The 18,948-nt window shown below is 68.8% G+C and carries 20 protein-coding genes; 5 read left to right on the forward strand and 15 right to left on the reverse strand.

Features of this window, described 5'->3' with window-relative positions; genetic code table 11:
- Positions 1-113 precede the first annotated feature (113 nt).
- Both cydD and cydC read left to right on the forward strand, forming a co-directional pair.
- A complete protein-coding gene (cydD, locus tag SSKA14_RS09810; RefSeq protein ID WP_008268314.1) occupies positions 114-1,859 on the forward strand; it encodes a thiol reductant ABC exporter subunit CydD in 1,746 nt (581 codons plus the stop codon).
- Positions 1,856-3,529 carry a thiol reductant ABC exporter subunit CydC gene (gene cydC / locus SSKA14_RS09815; protein ID WP_008268368.1) on the forward strand — a complete coding sequence of 558 codons (1,674 nt, stop codon included), beginning with the start codon at positions 1,856-1,858 and terminating at the stop codon, positions 3,527-3,529. Before cydD ends, cydC begins: the two co-directional genes overlap by 4 nt.
- 71 nt (positions 3,530-3,600) lie before the next feature.
- Here the strand turns inward: cydC and SSKA14_RS09820 are convergent, their stop codons facing one another.
- From SSKA14_RS09820 to ccmA, 11 genes are all read right to left on the reverse strand, one after another.
- Positions 3,601-3,945 carry a DUF1294 domain-containing protein gene (locus tag SSKA14_RS09820; RefSeq protein WP_040007392.1) on the reverse strand — a complete coding sequence of 115 codons (345 nt, stop codon included), beginning with the start codon at positions 3,943-3,945 and terminating at the stop codon, positions 3,601-3,603.
- Positions 3,946-5,058 carry a homoserine O-acetyltransferase gene (locus SSKA14_RS09825; RefSeq protein WP_008264885.1) on the reverse strand — a complete coding sequence of 371 codons (1,113 nt, stop codon included), beginning with the start codon at positions 5,056-5,058 and terminating at the stop codon, positions 3,946-3,948.
- A gap of 151 nt (positions 5,059-5,209) precedes the next feature.
- Positions 5,210-6,199, reverse strand: coding sequence for a cytochrome c biogenesis protein (locus SSKA14_RS09830; RefSeq protein ID WP_008264669.1), 990 nt, complete (start codon positions 6,197-6,199; stop codon positions 5,210-5,212).
- Positions 6,193-6,642: a cytochrome c-type biogenesis protein gene (locus SSKA14_RS09835; RefSeq protein WP_008266460.1), complete on the reverse strand. Its 450-nt coding sequence runs from the start codon at positions 6,640-6,642 to the stop codon at positions 6,193-6,195. The genes SSKA14_RS09830 and SSKA14_RS09835 overlap by 7 nt, the downstream gene beginning before the upstream one ends.
- A gap of 4 nt (positions 6,643-6,646) precedes the next feature.
- Complete coding sequence (locus SSKA14_RS09840) at positions 6,647-7,264, reverse strand: DsbE family thiol:disulfide interchange protein (RefSeq protein ID WP_040007393.1); 618 nt, start codon at positions 7,262-7,264, stop codon at positions 6,647-6,649.
- Between the two features lie 8 nt (positions 7,265-7,272).
- Positions 7,273-9,192 carry a heme lyase CcmF/NrfE family subunit gene (locus SSKA14_RS09845; RefSeq protein ID WP_008266998.1) on the reverse strand — a complete coding sequence of 640 codons (1,920 nt, stop codon included), beginning with the start codon at positions 9,190-9,192 and terminating at the stop codon, positions 7,273-7,275.
- Positions 9,193-9,654: a cytochrome c maturation protein CcmE gene (gene ccmE, locus SSKA14_RS09850; protein ID WP_040007394.1), complete on the reverse strand. Its 462-nt coding sequence runs from the start codon at positions 9,652-9,654 to the stop codon at positions 9,193-9,195.
- The gene (locus SSKA14_RS09855) at positions 9,651-9,839 is read right to left on the reverse strand and encodes a heme exporter protein CcmD (protein WP_040007395.1); all 189 of its coding nucleotides are present in this window, start codon (positions 9,837-9,839) and stop codon (positions 9,651-9,653) included. Before SSKA14_RS09855 ends, ccmE begins: the two co-directional genes overlap by 4 nt.
- On the reverse strand, positions 9,836-10,606 hold the full coding sequence (ccmC, locus tag SSKA14_RS09860) for a heme ABC transporter permease CcmC (protein ID WP_008265653.1): 771 nt from the start codon (positions 10,604-10,606) through the stop codon (positions 9,836-9,838). The genes SSKA14_RS09855 and ccmC overlap by 4 nt, the downstream gene beginning before the upstream one ends.
- 43 nt (positions 10,607-10,649) lie before the next feature.
- Positions 10,650-11,345 carry a heme exporter protein CcmB gene (gene ccmB, locus SSKA14_RS09865; RefSeq protein ID WP_008268019.1) on the reverse strand — a complete coding sequence of 232 codons (696 nt, stop codon included), beginning with the start codon at positions 11,343-11,345 and terminating at the stop codon, positions 10,650-10,652.
- Positions 11,342-11,971 carry a heme ABC exporter ATP-binding protein CcmA gene (ccmA, locus tag SSKA14_RS09870; RefSeq protein WP_008266623.1) on the reverse strand — a complete coding sequence of 210 codons (630 nt, stop codon included), beginning with the start codon at positions 11,969-11,971 and terminating at the stop codon, positions 11,342-11,344. The genes ccmB and ccmA overlap by 4 nt, the downstream gene beginning before the upstream one ends.
- Positions 11,972-12,156: 185 nt before the next feature.
- Here ccmA and SSKA14_RS09875 point away from each other — a divergent pair, with 185 nt between their 5' ends.
- From SSKA14_RS09875 to SSKA14_RS09885, 3 genes are read left to right on the forward strand one after another with little or no spacing between them, the layout of a single operon-like run.
- On the forward strand, positions 12,157-13,305 hold the full coding sequence (locus SSKA14_RS09875) for a pyridoxal phosphate-dependent aminotransferase (protein WP_008268564.1): 1,149 nt from the start codon (positions 12,157-12,159) through the stop codon (positions 13,303-13,305).
- Between the two features lie 14 nt (positions 13,306-13,319).
- On the forward strand, positions 13,320-14,126 hold the full coding sequence (locus tag SSKA14_RS09880; protein ID WP_008264492.1) for an amidohydrolase: 807 nt from the start codon (positions 13,320-13,322) through the stop codon (positions 14,124-14,126).
- A 28-nt stretch (positions 14,127-14,154) separates the two neighbouring features.
- Positions 14,155-14,592, forward strand: a complete 438-nt coding sequence (locus SSKA14_RS09885) for a hypothetical protein (RefSeq protein WP_008268753.1) — start codon at positions 14,155-14,157, stop codon at positions 14,590-14,592.
- A gap of 93 nt (positions 14,593-14,685) precedes the next feature.
- On the opposite strand, the gene SSKA14_RS09890 is transcribed toward SSKA14_RS09885, so the two are convergent.
- From SSKA14_RS09890 to SSKA14_RS09905, 4 genes are all read right to left on the reverse strand, one after another.
- A complete protein-coding gene (locus SSKA14_RS09890) occupies positions 14,686-14,946 on the reverse strand; it encodes a hypothetical protein (protein ID WP_008266622.1) in 261 nt (86 codons plus the stop codon).
- Between the two features lie 200 nt (positions 14,947-15,146).
- Positions 15,147-16,787, reverse strand: coding sequence for a pseudouridine synthase (locus SSKA14_RS09895; protein WP_008268505.1), 1,641 nt, complete (start codon positions 16,785-16,787; stop codon positions 15,147-15,149).
- Positions 16,780-17,655, reverse strand: coding sequence for an SMC-Scp complex subunit ScpB (gene scpB / locus SSKA14_RS09900; protein ID WP_008265474.1), 876 nt, complete (start codon positions 17,653-17,655; stop codon positions 16,780-16,782). Before scpB ends, SSKA14_RS09895 begins: the two co-directional genes overlap by 8 nt.
- 13 nt (positions 17,656-17,668) lie before the next feature.
- A complete protein-coding gene (locus SSKA14_RS09905) occupies positions 17,669-18,574 on the reverse strand; it encodes a ScpA family protein (RefSeq protein ID WP_006456456.1) in 906 nt (301 codons plus the stop codon).
- Positions 18,575-18,948: the final 374 nt, after the last annotated feature.

An 18,948-nucleotide genomic window follows, 5' to 3' on the forward strand; every position in this document is an offset into this window, starting at 1 on the left:
GTGACCCGGTTGATCGTATGCCAACCTGATGAAGACTGCGACTGCCGGCCGCAGGGGCCGGCTATTGCCTGCGCCTACAATGCCGTGTCTCCCCCGCTGCCCGTGAAGACCTCTTGAGCGCTGCCGAAACAACCCCCGACGGCCTTTCCCAGGAAGCCGAAACGACCCGCCAGCGGCGCGCCCGCACTGCATGGCTGGCCGATCTGGCGCGGCCCGCCCGGGGCCGCCAGCGCCTGGCGGCGCTGTGCATCAGCCTGTCCGGGGCGCTGTTGATCGGCCAGGCCGCCGCCATCGCCTGGCTTGTGCAGCAGGTGCTGGTGGAACGGGCGCCGCTGGCGTCGGGCCTGCCGGTGCTGGGCGGACTGGCGCTGATCCTGGTGCTGCGCACGCTGCTGGGCAGCGCCACCCAGGCCGCAGCCGGTGATGTGGCCGATGCCGCGCGGCTGGCACTGCGCGAACGTGTGTTCGCGCGCCTGCTGGGCCACGGGCCGCTGTGGCTGCGCCAGCGTCGCACCGGCGAGCTGGGCGAACTGGTGCTGCATCACGGTGATGCGATCGAGAATTATTACAGCGGCTTCCTGCCGGTACGCACCGAGGTCGTGGTGGTGCCGCTGCTGATCCTGGCCGCAGTGGCCTGGGTCGACTGGGTGGTGGCGCTGATCCTGTTGTTCACTGCGCCGCTGGTGCCGTTCTTCATGATGCTGGTGGGGTGGGGCGCTGAAGCGGCCGGCCGTGCCCAGCTGGGTGAGCTGGCGCGGATGAGCGGCCACTTCGCCGATCGCATCAAGGGCCTGGGCGTGCTGCGCCTGTATGGCCGTGGCGAAGCCGAACTGGCTGGCGTGGAGGCCGCCGCCGAAGGTGTGCGCCTGCGCACGCTGAAGGTGCTGCGGATCGCGTTCCTGTCATCCACGGTGCTGGAATTCTTCGCCTCGGTGAGCGTGGCGATGGTTGCGCTGTACCTGGGCCTGAGCTACCTCGGCATGATGTCGCTGCATGCAGCGGTGCCGACGCTGGGCGCCGGTCTGTTCTGCCTGCTGCTGGCCCCGGAGTTCTACGCCCCGCTGCGACGGTTGGCCGCGCACTACCACGACCGTGCCAACGCCCTGGCGGCGGCCGCAGAAGTGGAACGCCTGCTGCAGTCGCTGCCCGACGAACAGGGCCTGCTCGACAACGAGGGCACCGCGCTGGTGGTGGAGCCGGCCGAGGCCGCCTTGCCGCCGCTGCGCGCGCAGGGACTGGTGCTGCGTCCGCTGGGCGCACCGCACGATGTGCTGCAGGATCTGGATGTACTGCTGGAACCGGGCCAGCGGCTGGCCCTGGTGGGCCCCAGCGGGTCGGGCAAGAGCACGCTGCTGGAAGCGCTGGCCGGGTGGTTGCCGCCACGCGCCGGCAAGCTGCAGCTGCGCCCCGGCGTGCAGGTGGCCTATGCCAGCCAGCGCCCCTACCTGTTCCACGGCAGCATCGCCGACAACCTGCGGCTGGCCGACCCCGCCGCCAGTGATGCACGGCTGCTTGCGGTGGCCGAGGCGGCGCAGGTGCTGCAGTTCGCGCAACGACTGCCGCAGGGGCTGGACACGATGATCGGCGAGCGCGGCTTCGGCCTGTCCGGAGGTGAAGCCCGCCGCATCGGCCTGGCGCGCCTGCTGCTGCGTGACCCGCAGGTGCTGCTGCTGGATGAGCCCACCGCCTTCCTCGATGCCGATACCGAAGCGGCGCTGCTGCGCAGCCTGGCCGCGTATGCGCGGGGCCGCAGCGTGGTGGTCGCCACCCACAGCCCGGCGGTGATCGCTTGGGCCGACCGCTGCCTGCTGTTGCCGGAAGGGCGCCTGGTCGAGCCGGCGCAGGCGGTGCGCGCATGAGCCGTTCGCCCGATTCACTGCGCGCAGTGTTCCTGCGCCATCGTCCGCGCCTGCTGCTGACGATGCTGCTGCTGTGGACCACGATGCTGGCCGGCACCGCGCTGCTGGGGCTGTCCGGTGGTTTCCTCACTGCAGCCGCGCTGGCCGGTGCGGCCGGGCTGGGCCAGGGTTTCAATTTCTTCTCGCCTTCGGCCGGCATCCGTGGCCTGACCATGGCGCGCATCGTGTCGCGCTATTTCGAGAAACTGGTCGGCCACGATGCCACCCTGCGCATCGCCCGCGACCTGCGCGTGTGGTTCTTCCGCCGCGCGCTGCCACTTGCCCCGGCACGGTTGGGGGCCACGCGTACCGGCGACCTGCTGGCACGGTTGCTGGGGGACATCGGCGAAGTGGATGGACTGCTGGTGCGTGCCATCGGGCCGCTGGTGGCGCTGGGTGCGCTGTCACTGGTGGCGGTCGCCTCGGCAGCGCTGATCCTGCCCTCGGCAGCGGTACTGCTGGCGGTGCTGGCGCTGCTGATCGCCTTCGGTGTGCCGTGGCTGGGCGTGCGTGGCCATGACGACGAAGAGGCCGATCGTGCCGCGCATCGTGCCGCATTGCGTACCGCTGCATTCGAAGGGCTGGAAGGTGCCGGTGATCTGGCTGCGCTGCATGCCGATGCGGCGTGGCAGCTGAAGGTGCGTGTGGCCGCCAAGCAGCTGGCCTCGCGTGATCGTCGTCGGCGCTGGCGCCTGATCGCGGCCTCGACCCTGCACGGTCTGGTCGCGGGCCTGGGGCTGGTGGCGATGCTGGCGTTGGCCCTGCATGCGGCCGAACAGCAGCGCATCGCGCCGGAGATGGCCGCGGGGCTGGTGTTCCTCACCGTCGCGCTGATCGAACTGTGGGCCGGCATGGGGCTGGCCTGGCAATCGCTGCAGGCCGGACGGATCGCCGCCGATCGTCTGCAGGCCATCGTCGAGCAGCCGCCGACGGTGGAGGACCCCGCAGTGCCACAGCCGGTGCCGCAGGCGGCGCACGTGCATTGGGATGACGTCCATTTCCAGTGGCCGGGTGCGGGGCGACCGGTGCTGTCGGGCCTGCAGCTGACCCTGGCACCGGGCGAGCGTATCGCCATCCGTGGCGACAGCGGCAGCGGCAAGACCACGTTGTCCAGCCTGCTGCTGCGGCTGTGGGATCCGCAGCAGGGGCGGCTGACCTATGGCGGCCGTGATCTGCGCGATTTCGCCCAGGCCGAGTGGCATCGGCAGCTGGCGTGGCTGCCGCAGAACGCGCCGGTGTTTGCCGGCACGGTGGCCGAGAACCTGCGATTGGGTGATCCCGACGCCAACGACGTCGCGTTGTGGGCGGTGCTGAGCCGCGTGCGCCTGGCCGAATGGGCCGAGCGCAATGGCGGCCTGCAGGCCTGGGTCGGTGAGAACGGTGCGACGATGTCGGCCGGGCAGGCGCGGCGCCTGGCACTGGCGCGCGCGCTGTTGCGCAATGCGCCGATCCTGTTGCTGGACGAACCGACCGAGGGGCTGGACGTGGATACCGCACGCGCGCTGCTGCAGGACCTGTCCGGACTGCTGGACGGTCGCAGCCTGCTGATGATCACCCATGACGATCTGCCCGACGGTGTGGTCGATGCGCAGTACCGGTTGCGTGATGGGGTGTTGGTGCGCGAACCGTGAATGGTAGTGCCGGCCGCTGGCCGGCAACCCCATGATTGCCGGCCAGCGGCCGGCACTACCGATTGCGAGGGTTACCGCGAGAATTCGCGCAGCATCACCGCAATCGAGGCCACGTTGGCCAGCACGCACAGCCAGAATGCCCACTGGAACGCGGCCTTGCGGTGCTTGTGGCGGAACACGCCCTGGCCCAGCAGCGCACCCGGCCAGCCCCCGGCAAAGGCCAGCAGCTGCAGGGTGCGTTCGGGGATGCGCGATTGCTTTCGCTGCGCCGCACGCTTGTCATGCCCATACAGCCCGAACGACACCACGCTGGCCAGCAGGCACCAGCCGCCCAGCCACAGCGGCAGCCCGCCGCTGATCATCAGCGCGAACAACGCGCCGAACGCGGCGAGGCCTAGATTGCGCCGCCACGCCACTTACAGCGCGTCGAGGAAGCCGCGCACGGCTGGGCCGAAGCGCTCGAAATCAACCAGGAACGCATCGTGGCCCTGCGGCGACTCCAGGCCGACGAAGCGCGCATCGGCACCGCCGGCACGCAGGCCGTCGGCGACCTGTTGCTGCTGCTGCACCGGGAACAGGATGTCGGTGTTGGCGCCGATCGCCAGCGCCTTTTCCACCCGGATCTTCGCCAGGCCGGCCAGCACATCGCCAGCGGCGTACTCGGCCAGATCGAACCAGTCCATCGAGCGGCTCAGGTACAGGTAGCAGTTCGGATCGAAGAAGCGCACGAAACGCCGGGCGTGGCCCTCCAGGTAACTTTCCACCTGGAATTCGAGGCCGAACGGATCATCGTCGGCCTGGTCCGAATCCAGCCGCACGCGGCCGAAACGACCATCCCATTCCAGTGCCGAGCGATAGGTGATGACGCCCAGCTTGCGCGCCATGCGCATGCCCGACTCGGGATACTCGGCATCGTCGTAGTGGCCGCCGTTCCAGCGCGGATCGAGGCGGATCGCCTCGCGCTGCAGCGAGCGGATCGCGATCGAGAACGGCAGTGCCTGTGCGCTTCCGGAAATGTTGACGTGGCTGCGCGCGATGCCCGGCTGCAGCATCAGCAGCGCCAGCGCGGTCATGCCGCCCATCGAGTTGCCGACCACGCAGGCCAGCTGCGCGATGCCCAGCGCGTGCACGACCTCGATCGCGGCGCGGGCGCCGTCTTCGATCGACAGCTCGGGGTAATCGAGGCGGTAGGGTTCACCGGTGGCGGGGTTGAGCGAGGCCGGACCGGTCGAGCCCTTGCAGCTGCCCAGCGAGTTCACGCACACCACGAACCAGCGATCGGTATCGATCGGCTTGCCGGGCCCGACCATCGCCTCCCACCAACCCGGTGCCGGGTTGCCATCGTTGGCCGCAGCATGCGCATCGGGTGACAGGCCGGTGACGATCAGGATCGCGTTGCCGGCGTCGGCCGCCAGTGTTCCCCAGGTTTCGTAGGCCACGCGTGCGCCATGCAGTGCGCCACCGCGCTTGAACGGGAATGGCGAGGGCAGGGCGTGGAAGCGGGTGCCGGGCGGGATGAATTCGGTCATGCGGGCATTCTAGCGGGGCCGCATGTGGAGCTGGCGACACGCTGGTTTCCATCGATGGATGCGCGGTAGTGCCGGCCGCTGGCCGGCAACCACGCGGGCGCATCAACGTTCCTGCGGTTGCCGGCCAGCGGCCGGCACTACCTGGGGTGTGTTACGGGAACCGCAATTCCACCACGCCCTCTTGCGGCAGGCTCACCTTCACCGGTGTGCTCTGCAGGTCGTCTTCGCTGCGGTTGGCGCTGCCGCTGCGTGAAATGCGTGCCAGTACTTCCACTTCGCGATGCGCCGACAGCGGCGCGGTCGGCATCGGGCTGTCGCCGTCGCCCAGCCCAACCGTGGCCGGGAAGTCCGCCAACGGGAGTTTGCGCGCGGCCACCGGCATCGGCGGCCCACCCACGGCGCGTGCCAGCACGAACACCTGGGTGCTGGCCGGCCACTCGGCATTCTTCAGAACAGGCAGCTGCACGCGCACCTGCAGCAACGCGGGTGGCGCTACAGCCGGCGCATCAGGCGCCTGGCCTGCGGCGTCGCGGGCGATGGCGATCTGTGCCTGCAGTGCCTGCGCGGCGCCCGGCTCCAGCCGCGGCAGCAGGCCGCTCCAGACATCGGCGGCCTCGGCATTCCGGCCGCGCTGGCGCAGCGCGATGCCGAGCAGCCAGCTGGCGCGCTCGGCGTCCGGGGCCAACGTGCGTGCCTGCTGCAACCAGCCGATTGCGGTGTCATCGAACTGCTTGCCGGCGTTGGCCTGGGCACGTGCCTGTGCGGCTTCCACCAGCACGCCGGGGTCGTCCGGAGCCAGTGCGGCAGCACGTGCGAAGGCCTCTGCGGCAGCGACGGCATTGCCCAGCTCGGCCTGCGAACGGCCCAGCAGCGCCCAGCCATCGGCCCGCTGCGGGTCGCGCTTGAGTGCATCCTGCAACGCCTGTACGCCATCGCGCAGCGTCGCGACCGAGGGTGCCGGCTGTACCTGCGCGGCGCGCGGGTCACCCACCAGCAGGTACAGGCAGGCGCCGGCCACACCGAGTGCCAGAACGCCCACGGCGAAACCTCTGCGGCCGCGGTGGCGCAGGGGCCACAACACCAGCACCGCCATCAATGCGGCAACCAGACCGGCCAGCACCGGCAGCCAATGACTCACCATCCCTCTCCTTCGTCGGCCTGGCTGGCCGGCGCGGCGGCGACCGCGCGGCCACGGCGGCGGACGATGCCGAACACCACCAGCGCACCGGCCCCCAGCACCAGCAGCGGACCGCCCCACAGCAGCCAGGTGCCCGGCTGCAGCGGCGGCTGGTACAGCACGAACTCACCGTATCGGGCCACCAGGAACTGCTTGATCTGCGCGTCGTCGTGGCCCTGCTGCATCAGCTGCAGCACCTCGCGGCGCAGGTCCTGCGCGATCTGCGCGTTGGAATCGGCCAGCGACTGGTTCTGGCACTGCACGCAGCGCAGCTGCGCGGCCAGGTCATGGAAGCGACGCTCCTCGGCGTCATCGCGGAACTGCAGGGGCTGCGGATCGTGCAGCGGCTGCTGGGCCAGCACGGCCAGCGGCAGCACAAATAGCAGCAGCGTCAGCAGCCAGCGCACGGACTCAGGGCGCCGTGTGCAGCGTGCTGCCGGCACTGCCCTGGGCCTTCTCGATCTTTTCCAGCGCCGGGATCAGTTTCTCGTCCACCACGCGCTGGGTCATCGCACCACTGTACTTCCAGCGCACAATGCCGCTGCCATCGACCAGGAAGGTCTCCGGTGCTGCGGTCACACCCCAGTCGATCGCGGTGCGGCCTTCAACATCGCTGAGCACCACCATGAAGGGATTGCCCAGCTGTTCCAGCCAGTGCAGCGCGTCGGTCGGTTCGTCCTTCCAGTTGTAGCCGATCACGCGCACGCGCTTGCTCTCGGCGAAGCGGGTCAGCACCGGGTGTTCCTCGCGGCAGGCCGCGCACCAGCTGCCCCACACGTTCAGCAGGTAGGGCGCGCCGCGCAGGTCGTCGCTGTGGACGATCATTTCCGGGTCGTGCAGCACCGGCAGTGCAAACGCCGGCGCCGGCTTGTCGATCAGGGCCGAGGGCAGCACGTCGCGCTGCGGATCGCCCGATTTCATCACCCCGTAGATCATCAGCCCGAGCAGGCCGAAGAAGAACAGCACGCCGATCACGATGGCTACCGGCGGCAGCGGGCGGGAGGGGCGCGGGGCGGGGGACTCGGACATGGGAACTCCTACGGACGACGGAAACGGCGGTCGGCGGCGGTGATGAATCCGCCCAGGGCCATCAGCAGCGCGCCCAGCCAGATCCAGCGCACGAACGGCTTGATGTGTACCCGTACCGCCCATGCATTGTTGCCCAGCGGCTCGCCCAATGCCACGTAGACATCACCGTCGAAGCGTGCATCGATGCCGGCCTCGGTCATTACCTGGCCGCCACTGGCGTACTGGCGCTTCTCCGGATGCAGCAGCGCCAGCTCGCGGCCGTTGCGGAACACGCGAAGGTGGCCGCGGTCGGCGATGAAATTGGGCCCTTCGCGATGGTCCACGCCTTCGAAGCGCACTTCATGGCGGCCGACCACCAGCTGCTGGCCGGGCGCCAGTGCCACCTCGCGCTGCACGTTCAGCGCTTCCACCAGCAAGGCGCCGGCCAGGAACACCGCGATGCCGGCGTGGGCGACGATCATGCCGAGCATCTCGGCGGTGAAGCGGCCGTTGCCGCGCAGCCGCTGCCAGACAAAGCGTGCGGTACCGAACCCGACCCAGGCTGCCGCGGCCACGCCGATGCCCGCCTTCCAGCCGTTCTGCGGCGCCTGCCACCAGGCCAGCGCGCCGAGCACGATGGCCAGTGCCAGCCACGGTGCCAGCAGCGCGAATGCACGTGATGGCTGGTCGCGCTGCCACTTCACCAGCGGGCCGAACGGCAGCAGCAGGATCATCGGGGCCATCAGCAGCAGGAACAGGCTGCCGAAGTAGGGCGGGCCGACCGAGATCTTGCCCAGCGACAGCGCATCGGCCAGCAACGGGTACAGCGTGCCCAGCAACACCATCGCGCAGGCCGTGGCCAGCAGCAGGTTGTTGGCCAGCAGCAGGGTTTCGCGCGAGGTGGCGGTGAAGCCGCGACGCGGATCGTCGACGTCCACGCTCAGCTGGCTGGCGCGCAGCGCATACAGCAGCAGGCTGCCACCGACCAGCACCGACAGGAACACCAGGATGAACAGGCCGCGCGAGGGATCGGCGGCGAACGAATGCACGCTGGTCAGCACGCCGGAGCGCACCAGGAAGGTACCCAGCAGCGACAGCGCGAAGGCGGCGATCGCCAGCAGCAGGGTCCAGCTGCCGAAGGTGCCGCGCTTCTCAGTTACCGCCTGCGAGTGGATCAGTGCCGCACCGACCAGCCACGGCATGAAGCTGGCGTTCTCCACCGGGTCCCAGAACCACCAGCCGCCCCAGCCCAGCTCGTAGTACGCCCACCAGCTGCCCAGTGCGATGCCCAGGGTCAGGAAGCCCCAGGCGACGTTGGTCCATGGCCGCGTCCAGCGCAGCCAGCGCGCGTCGACGCGGCCTTCCAGCAGCGCCGCTACCGCGAACGCGAACGGTACCGCGAAGCCGACGTAGCCCAGGTACAGCATCGGCGGGTGGATGATCAGCCCCGGGTCCTGCAGCAGCGGATTGAGGTCGCGGCCTTCCAGCGGCGCCGGATTCAGGCGCAGGAACGGGTTGGAGGTGAAGATCAGGAAGGCGAGGAAGCCGACGCTGACCACGCCCATCACCGCCAGCACGCGCGCCTGCACCGGTGCCGGCAGGTGCCGCGAGAACAGCGCTACCGCGCCGGTCCACAGCGCCAGTACCAGCGCCCACATCAACAGCGAGCCTTCGTGCGCGCCCCACACCGCCGAATAGCGGTAGATCATCGGCAGCAGCGAATTGGAGTTCTCGGCCACGTAGCGCACCGAGAAATCCTGCTGCACGAACGCGGCGGTGAGTACTGCGAACGCGCCGGCGACCAGCAGCAGCTGTGCGAAGGCGGCCGGCCGCGCCACCGCCATCCAGGCCGGGCTGTTGCGATGCGCGCCGACCAGCGGCAGGCCAGCCTGCAGCAGCGAGGCCAGCAACGCGCACAACAGCAGGATCTGACCCAGTTCGGGCAGCACTCAGCGCACCTCGGGTGCCGTCACCGGCACGTCGTGCTTGCGATGGGCATCGCCCATCTTGTCGGCCACTTCCTTCGGCACGTACTTCTCATCGTGCTTGGCCAGCACTTCGTCGGCGACGAAGACGCCGTCCTGCAGGCGGCCACTGGCAACCACCGCGGTGCCCTCGGCAAACATGTCCGGCAGGATCCGCGAGGTGGCCACCGGCAGCTGTGCATCGCCGTCGGTCACTTCGAAGCGTGCCTCCAGCGAGCCGACCGGGCGATTGAAGGAGCCTTTCACCACCATGCCGCCGAGGCGGAAGCGCGACTGCGCATCGACATCGCCACGCAGCACTTCGGCGGGCGTGTACAGGTAGGCGATGTTGCGCTCCAGTGCCATCGCCACCAGCGCGGTGGCCAGGCCGGAGGCTAGCAGGGCCAGTAATACCCACACCAGGCGGCGACGCTGTACCGGGGTCATCGTTCCAGCTCCGTCGACAGCGGCGCGGCGGCCTCCTGCTTGCTGGCGCGGGTCTGCTGGCGCTGCTGCCGGGCCAGGGCCAGGCGGCGCGCCACGCGCAGGCGCAGCCACGAGCCGATGGCATCGGCGCCCAGCACCAGCAGGAATACGGCGTAGGCGCCGATCACATAGGGCAGGTGGGTCATGGCTGTGCCTCCCGGGCCGCGCGTTCGGCATCGACGCGACTGCCGACCCAGGCCTTGCCGGCCTCGCGGTCGAGGTTGTCGGCGCGCGCCTTGGCCAGTACCGAACCGGCGAACCAGAACTTGGTGCCGATCACCATCCACCATAGCGGCGCGATCATTGCGCTGCTGATGGCCGATTCACCGAACACGTTGATCGACTGACGCTGGTGCAGGCCGCCCCACCAATCCACCGAATAGCGGATCACCGGCAGCAGGCTGACACCGACGATGGCCAGCAGGCCGGCCGCGCGCGCGGCGCTGCGGCGATCCTCGATGGCGTGGTACAGGCCGATCACGCCCAGGTACAGGAACAGCAGTACCAGCTCACTGGTCATGCGCGGGTCCCAGTCCCACCAGGTGCCCCAGGTGCCCTTGCCCCAGATGCTGCCGGTCAACAGGGTGATCAGAGTGAAGCCGGCACCCATCGGCGCACAGGCCATGGCCAGGATCTCGCAGACCTTGATCCGCCAGATCAGGGCAATGGCGGCATACAGCGCCATCAGCGCGAATACGAACAGGCTCATCCAAGCGCTTGGCACGTGGATGTAGAGGATGCGGAAGCTGTCCAGCTGCTTGGCTTCCGGCGGCACCACCAGCAGTGCCTGCCACATGCCGACCAGCAGCACCGGTACCGCGGCGAGATAGAACACCCGCGACCAGCGGGCAGCGAATCGGTCGAACGTGGGGGGCGAACCGAGTTGGTGGAACCAGCGGATAATCGGATTCATGCGTGGCGGCTATCCAGCAGGGGTGGATTGGCTCTCAGCTCGGTCAACTCAGAGAAATACGTATTGCAGCGGCGGTGGCCAGCGGCGCCAGCACCAGCGCGACTAGCAGGCCGGCGCCCAGCATCAGCAGCGCACCGACCGGATCCTGTCCGCGTCCGGCTGCCGCCAGGCTGCCCGCGCCGAACACCAGCACCGGCACGTACAGCGGCAACGACAGCAACGCCACGAGAATACCAGAGCGTCGGATGCCCACGGTCAGCGCGGCGACCACACCACCGATCAGGCTCAGCAACGGGGTGCCCAGCAGCAACGATGCCAGCAACATCGGCAGTTGGTCATGCGGCAGATGCAGCATTTCCGCCAGCAGAGGGCTGACCACGATCAACGGCAACGCGGTGGTCGCCCAGTGCAGCAGCACGCGCACCAGCACCAGCCACGCCAACGGTACCGGTGCCAGCAGCCATTGCTCCAGCGAGCCGTCTTCAGCATCGGAACGGAACAGCGAATCCAGCGACAGCTGGCCGGCCAGCAGCACCGCCAGCCACAGCACCGCACCGGCGGTGGCGGCCAGCAGTTGCGGCTCGCGGCCCTGGGCCAGCGCGAACAGCACCACTACCAGCAGGGCGAACAGCAGCGGCTGCAGCGCATCGCCGCGACGGCGCCAGAGCAGGCGCAGGTCGCGCTTGAGCAGGGCGCCCGCGGTCTGCCACAGGCCCGGTTCGGTGCCTGGCGCGATCATGCGGCACCGCCGAGGTCGAGCTGGCGGGTGCGCACGGGCGGCGCGGCGTAGGCGCCGTGGGTGGTGACCAGCGCCGCGCCACCGGCGCGCAGATGCGCCGAGATCATCCGGTTGACCAGGGTGATGCCCTCCAGGTCGAGGTTGGCATAGGGTTCGTCGAGCAGCCACAACGGCGCGGGCGACAGCCAGATGCGCGCCAGTGCCAGCCGCCGCTTCTGCCCGGCGGACAGGTGACGCACCAGGGTGTCCTCGTAGCCGGCCAGGCCAACGATGGCCAGCGCGTTGCCGGGCATCTGGCGTGCACGGCGGCCGTGCAGGCCACACAGGAAGTGAAGGTTCTCCAGCGTATCCAGATCCGGCTTCAAGGCCGGCAGATGGCTGAGGTAGGCGACATAGCGGGCACGCTCGGCATTGCTGGCCGGCTTGCCATCGATGCGCACCTGGCCGGCACCGGGCTTGGCCAGGCCGGCCAGCACGCGCAGCAGGGTGGTCTTGCCGGCGCCGTTGCCGCCCTGCACCAGCAGGGCTTCGCCGGCGTCCACATGGAAGTCCAGCGGGCCGAACACCGGCTCGTCATTGCGGGAGAAGCTCAGGCCGCTGGCGGCCAGCAATGCAGGGGCGTTCAAGGGGCAGGGGTCTTCGTGCCGGAGTGCGGCGGCAATTGTAGCGGCGAATGCCCGTGGTAGTGCCGGCCGCTGGCCGGCAATTGGCCCGGCGCCGGTTGTCTGGCCGCTGTTGCCGGCCAGCGGCCGGCACTACGGAAGCAGGGATTGCGTAAACTCGCAGGTCTGTTCCCCCACAGCCCAGGCCGATGCAACCGAACACCAAGCTGCCCAAGGTCGGTACCACGATCTTCACCGTGATGTCCCAGCTCGCCGCCGAACACGGCGCGGTCAACCTCGGCCAGGGCTTTCCGGACTTTTCCGCGCCGCAGCGCCTGATCGATGAAACCGCCAAGGCGATGGCGGCCGGGCTGAACCAGTACCCGCCGATGACCGGCGTGGCGCCGCTGCGCCAGGCCATCGCGCAGAAGGCGCTGGACTGCTATGGCGCGCAGGTCGATGCCGACAGCGAAATCACCGTCACCAGCGGCGGCACCGAAGCCATCTTCAACGCTATTCATGCCGTGGTGCGTGCCGGTGAGGAAGTGATCGTGCTCGACCCGGCCTACGACTGCTACGAGCCGGCGATCGACCTGGCCGGCGCCAAGGCCGTGCATGTGTCGCTGGACCCGCAGACCTTCGCCGTCGACTGGGACCGCGTGCGTGCGGCGATCACCCCGCGCACCCGCATGCTGATCGTCAACACCCCGCACAACCCGTCCGGCGCGATGCTGTCGGCGCAGGACATGCAGGCGCTGGCCGAGCTGCTGCGCGGCACGCAGATCTACCTGATCTCCGATGAGGTGTACGAGCACATCATCTATGACGGCCGCCGCCACGAATCGGCGCTGCGCTACCCGGAGCTGCGTGAGCGCGCGTTCGTGGTCTCCAGCTTCGGCAAGACCTACCACTGCACCGGCTGGAAGATCGGCTATGCGATCGCGCCGCCGGCGCTGACCGCCGAGTTCCGCAAGGTGCACCAGTACAACACCTTCACCAGCTTCGGCCCGGCGCAGTACGGCTTCGCCGCGATGATCCGCGACGAACCCGAGCATCACCTGGAGCTGGGCGCGTTCTACCAGGCCAAGCGCGATCGCTTCCGCGAGCAGCTGGCCGGCACCCGCCTGAAGGCGCTGCCGGTGCCGGGCGGCTATTTCCAGCTGGTCGACTACTCGGCCATCAGCGACCTGCCGGACCATGAGTTCGTGAAGTGGCTGACCATCGAGAAGGGCGTCACCGCCATTCCGCTGTCGCCGTTCTACGAGAACCCGCCGGCCGGCCAGCGCCTGGTGCGGCTGTGCTTCGCCAAGAATGAAGCGACGATGGACGCGGCGATCGAACGCCTGCGTTTGCTGTGAGTGGAGAGCTGAACATGCAGGACCTGCGCATTTCCCTCGTCCAGGGCGACACCCGCTGGCACGACCCGGCCGCCAACCGTGCCTATTACGGTGCGTTGCTGGCGCCGCTGGCCGGTACCACCGACTTGGTGATCCTGCCGGAGACCTTCACCAGCGGCTTCTCCAACGAGGCCATCGCCCAGGCCGAAGGCATGGACGGCCCGACCGTGGCCTGGGTGCGTGAGCAGGCCAGGGCACTGGACGCGGCGGTGATCGGCAGCGTGCAGCTGCGTGAGGGCGAGGGCGTCTACAACCGCCTGCTGTTCGCCACGCCGGACGGCGCACTGCAGTACTACGACAAGCGTCACCTGTTCCGTTATGGCGGCGAACACGAGCGCTATGCCGCTGGCCGCGAGCGCCTGAGCGTGGAATGGAAGGGCTGGCGGATCAATCCGCAGGTCTGCTACGACCTGCGCTTCCCGGTGTTCTGCCGCAACCGTTACAACGTCGAGCGCCCCGGGCAGCTGGACTTCGACCTGCAGATCTTCGTCGCCAACTGGCCGTCGGCGCGTGCCTACGCGTGGAAGACGCTGCTGCGTGCGCGGGCCATCGAGAACCTGTGCTTCGTGGCGGCGGTCAACCGCATCGGCGTGGACGGCAACCAGCTGCATTACGCCGGCGACAGCGCCGTGATCGATTTCCTCGGCCAGCCGCAGGTGGAGATCCGCGAACGCGAGCAGGTCGTGACCACCACGATCTCGGCCGAGGCGCTGGCCGCGCACCGCGCACGCTTCCCGGCGATGCTTGATGCCGATGCCTTCCACCTGGACGAGCGCGCCTGAGCGCCGCCTTTCCCCACCGGATGACACCATGAAGTTCCCCCTGCTGCTGGCCCTGGGCCTGCTTGCCACCGCGCTGACCGCTCCTGCCGCGCAGGCAGGCGGCAACATCGACTGCGACCTGCGCTACAACCTGTCCGGCTGGTCGCTGTTCTACAAGACCGCTTCGGGCACCGGCACCATCCAGTGCACCAATGGCGCGCGTATTCCGGTGCGCATCAAGGTCACCGGCGGCGGCCTGACCGTTGGCAAATCGAAGATCGTCGACGGCAAGGGCCGCTTCACCGGCGCCTATTCGCTGGACGATCTGCTCGGCAAGTACGTGGCGCTGGGGGCGCACGCTGGCGCCATCCGCTCCGGTGGTGCCGTGGCGATGACCAAGGGCGATGTATCGCTGGCGCTGGCCGGTAGCGGCCGTGGCTGGGACCTGGGCGTGGACGGTTCCTCGTTCGTGATCCGGCGCCGCTGAACCCGCGAAAAGGGGACGGAGGGAATTAAGTCGTTTTTGCCGTTCGGCGCGCACTGTGGCAAAAGCGACTTAATTCCCTCCGTCCCCTTTTTCTCACCAGCTGATCTGCAGGTTCCAGCCGCGTCCAGTGACGCTGAGCTGCTCGGCGACGAAGCCGCGCTGCTGGTAATGCTGGATGACTTCAGTCTGTTGGCCTTCGTGAGCAAGGCCGCGGGGAAGAGTGACCACGATGCGACGCTCGCCCTGCCTCGAATTGGCGTCGATGCAGTCGTCGAAATCGCGAATGAAATCAGACGTGCTGCGCGTGGCTGCGTCAGCGTAAGCGCGTGCTTGCTCGGGCGTAATGAACGTCATGATGTGACCTCGAATCTGTGGAGGCGACACACTAGCGGCTCGATGGAGTGCGCTCTGCGCGCTGGTTCACACCTCCCGGTGAATGCAACAAGTCCTAGAGCGTCGCTTGGTGACGCATCCATCCACGCATGGCGTGGATCTACTGCACAACGAAAAACCCCGGCCGGAGCCGGGGTTTTTCATTTCAAGCGTTTCGGCGATCAGCCGCCGCGCGGGCCGCTGCGGCGCGGGCCGCCCGGACCGCGGTTGCCACCGGGGCCACCCGGGCCACGGTTGCCACCCGGACCACCGGGACCACGATTGCCACCCGGGCCACGGTTGTTGCCGCCGCCCGGACCACGGCCGCCCGGACGGGCACCGTGTGCCGGCTTCGGGCTGCCGTACGGGTTGAAGCCCGGGGTCGCGTGGTCGGACGGGAAGCTGGGGGCATTGCCCGGATGGCCGTACGGGTGCTTGTTGCCCTGGCCCTGCGAGCGGTTGCCCGCGCCGGCCGGACGACCCTGGCCGCCACCGGCGCCACCACGGCCTTCACCACCGAAACCGCCACGGCCCTGGCCGCCACCGGCGCCTGCGCCCGGCCCCTTCGGCTTGCCGTACGGACGGCCCTGGCCGCCTGCACCCGGACCACGGGCACCCGGGCCACGTGCGCCCGGACCGGCGTTGCGATGGCCGCTCGGGCCGGTGCTCACGCCATCCGGCACGTACCAGGTGCGGAATGCCGCCGGATTGCCTTCCGGCAGCGAACGATCGTTCTTCTGCGCGCGCTGCTTGAACGGCTTCTGCGACTGCTTGGCCGCGGCTTCACCGCTGACCGTCAGGCCGCCCTTGAAACCGCCGCCCTTGCCGCCGCGACCACGGCCGCGATCTTCGCGCACGTTGTCGAAGCGGCGCAGCTCGCGGCCTTCATCAGCGGTGTTGTGGCCGTTGACGTAGGCATTGCCACGGCCACCCTCGCGCACGCGCACGGTGGTCTTGGCGGCGCGGCGCTGGCCGATCACCGGCTGCAGGGTCAGCGCCGACGGCGCGCCTTCTTCCAGCTTCAGCTGCGCGCGCAGGGCTTCCACCTGGGCAGTACCCAGTTCCACCGAATGGCCGCGGGCCAGTTCGCGCGGCAGGCTGACCTTGCCGTAGCGGGTGCGCTTCAGGCGGCTGACCTGGCAGCCCTGCGATTCCCACAGGCGGCGCACTTCGCGGTTGCGGCCTTCCTTCACCACGACGCGGAACCAGTCGTGCGAATCCGTGCCGCCGATGCGCTCGATCTCGTCGAACTTGGCCGGGCCGTCTTCCAGTGCAACGCCGCGGGAGAGGCGGTCGACGATGGCGTCGGAGACCTTTTCCTCGCCCTCCGGGGCGCGCACGCGCACCACGTACTCGCGCTCGACCTCGAACGACGGGTGCATCATGGCGTTGGCCAGTTCACCGTCGGTGGTGGCCAGCAGCAGGCCGGTGGTGTTGATGTCGAGGCGGCCGATCGCGATCCAGCGCGCGCCCTTCAGCGGCGGCAGCGATTCGAACACGGTCGGGCGGCCTTCGGGGTCTTCGCGGGTGGTCACTTCGCCTTCCGGCTTGTTGTAGACCAGCACGCGCGAAGGTTCGGCCAGGGCGGTGGCGACGAAGCCGCGGCCGTCCAGCTCGATCTTGTCGCCGCTCTTGACCGACATGCCGGTCTGCGCGACTTCGCCGTTGACCTTGACCAGGCCCTCGGCGATGCGCTGTTCCAGCGCACGGCGCGAGCCGAGGCCGGCCTGGGCCAGCACCTTGTGCAGGCGCTCTTCCAGCTTGAACTGTTCGGAGGTGGCTTCGCGCTTCAGCGAGAGCTTGTTACGGGGGGTGTCACTCATCAGTTTTGCTCCGGCCGACGGTTTCGAGGTCGGCCTCTGGTTCGGAATCGGCTTGGTCAACAGCCACGGTCGTCATCGCGACGGCGTTGTCTTCGCGTTCGTTCACTGGCACCGCGCGCTCGCCCGGCGCGGAATCGGGGTGCCCATCATCGAGGGGCGAAGGTGCTTGCTCATCGGAGGCCGAGGCAGGGGCTGCATCGGCGGAATCGGGGGTGTCACTGCCGGCACTGCCGGCATCATCGTTTGCGGCAGCGCCATCGGCGCCGGCCGAGATGTCCGGACCGTCAGCACCGGCGGCGGCCGGTACGTCGCGGTCCAGGGCCAGCTGGGGGTCCAGCTCGCCCAGGTCCTTCAGTTCCGACAACGGCGGCAGTTCGTCCAGGCGCTTCAGGCCGAAGTAGTCCAGGAAGCCCTTGGTGGTACCGAACAGGGCCGGCTTGCCGGGTACGTCGCGGTGGCCGACCACGCGGATCCACTCGCGCTCTTCCAGCGCCTGGATGATGTTGCTGCTGACCGCCACGCCACGCACCTGTTCGATCTCGCCGCGGGTGATCGGCTGCCGGTAGGCGATCAGCGCCAGCGTTTCCAGGGTGGCGCGGGTGTAGCGGGTCTTGCGTTCGGTCCACAACCGGCTGATCCAGCCATGCACTTCGCCGGTGACCTGGTAGCGGAAGCCGGAGGCGACCTCGACCAGTTCCACGCCGCGGCCTGCGCAGGCTTCCCGCAGGCGTTCCAGCGCACGTTCGATGCTGCCCGGCGGTGCCGGTTCCTCTTCCGGGAACAGGTCCTTCAGCTGGGCCAGGGTGAGCGGCTGGCTGGAGGCCAGCAGGGCACCCTCGACAATGCGGTCGATCAGCGATTGATCCATCGGCAGTCAGCGCTCACTCGTCCGCATTGGCGGCGTCGTTGTCGTCGAACTCGCTGCTGAACTGCAGCGGGGCATTGGTGTTGCCGGCCGCCAGCGACTTCACGTAGATCGGCGCCAGCGGTTCTTCCTGGACGATGTCCAGCAGCTGTTCCTTGGCCAGTTCCAGCACTGCCAGGAACGTGACCAGCACGCCCAGCTTGCCTTCTTCAGCAGTGAACAGCCCTTCAAAACGATAGAACTTGCCATCTTCAAGCCGGCCGAGCACTTCGCCCATGCGTTGCCGCACGCTCAGCGCCTCGCGCTTGATGGCGTGGCCGCTGAACAGCTCGGCGCGCTTGAGCACGTCGTGCAGCGCCAGCAGCATTTCCTTCAGGTCCACCGGCGGCGGCAGCTTCACCGTAGCGCGTTCGGGCATGAAGGCGTGTGCCAGGCTGGTGTCGCGGTCCTGGCGGGGCAGGGCGTCGATGTCCTCGGCGGCCTGCTTGAAACGTTCGTACTCCTGCAGGCGGCGCACCAGTTCGGCGCGCGGGTCGGCTTCGTCGCCTTCCTCGCTGACCGGACGCGGCAGCAGCATGCGCGACTTCACCTCGGCCAGGATCGCGGCCATCACCAGGTATTCGGCAGCAAGCTCAAAGCGCAGCTCGCGCATCACGGTGATGTACTCCACGTACTGCCGGGTGATCTCGGCCACGGGGATGTCCAGCACGTCCAGGTTCTGCCGGCGGATCAGGTACAGCAGCAGGTCCAGCGGGCCTTCGAAGGCATCCAGGATGACTTCCAGCGCGTCCGGCGGAATGTACAGGTCCTGCGGAATCTGCAGGACCGGTTGCCCATGCACCACGGCCAGCGGCATTTCCTGCTGCTGGGGGGCGGGCGGCCGGGTTGGCGGGTTCGCGTCGAGCGCGAGTTCGGAAGTCATCTAATGGACATCAGGATTGCAACGGACCAGTCGCGGCACCAGGATCGCCGGGCCAACGCCACGGAGCCCCAGGGCACCAGACACGCCGGGATCGGCGCGATTCCACACATATCAAACAGCAGGACGCGCCGCAGGGAACGGCAGCGACAGAACTACGGGGAGGTCGTCTACGTGGCCCGGCCGGGTGGTCCGGTTTGAAGCAGCGGGACGGTCGTCGGGGGCTGCGTTGGCCGCAAAAACCGACGGGCTGCTGCATCCAGCCACGTGCAATGGAGTCTAGGGTAAGCCTTTGTCGCGCCAGTGTCCAGCCGGGCCGGGGCAGTGGCCGCATTGGCTAGAATCTGCGCACCCGACAATAGCAAGCGAGGAAAAGC

It is taken from the genome of Stenotrophomonas sp. SKA14, assembly GCF_000158575.1.
Taxonomy (GTDB): Bacteria; Pseudomonadota; Gammaproteobacteria; order Xanthomonadales; family Xanthomonadaceae; genus Stenotrophomonas; species Stenotrophomonas forensis.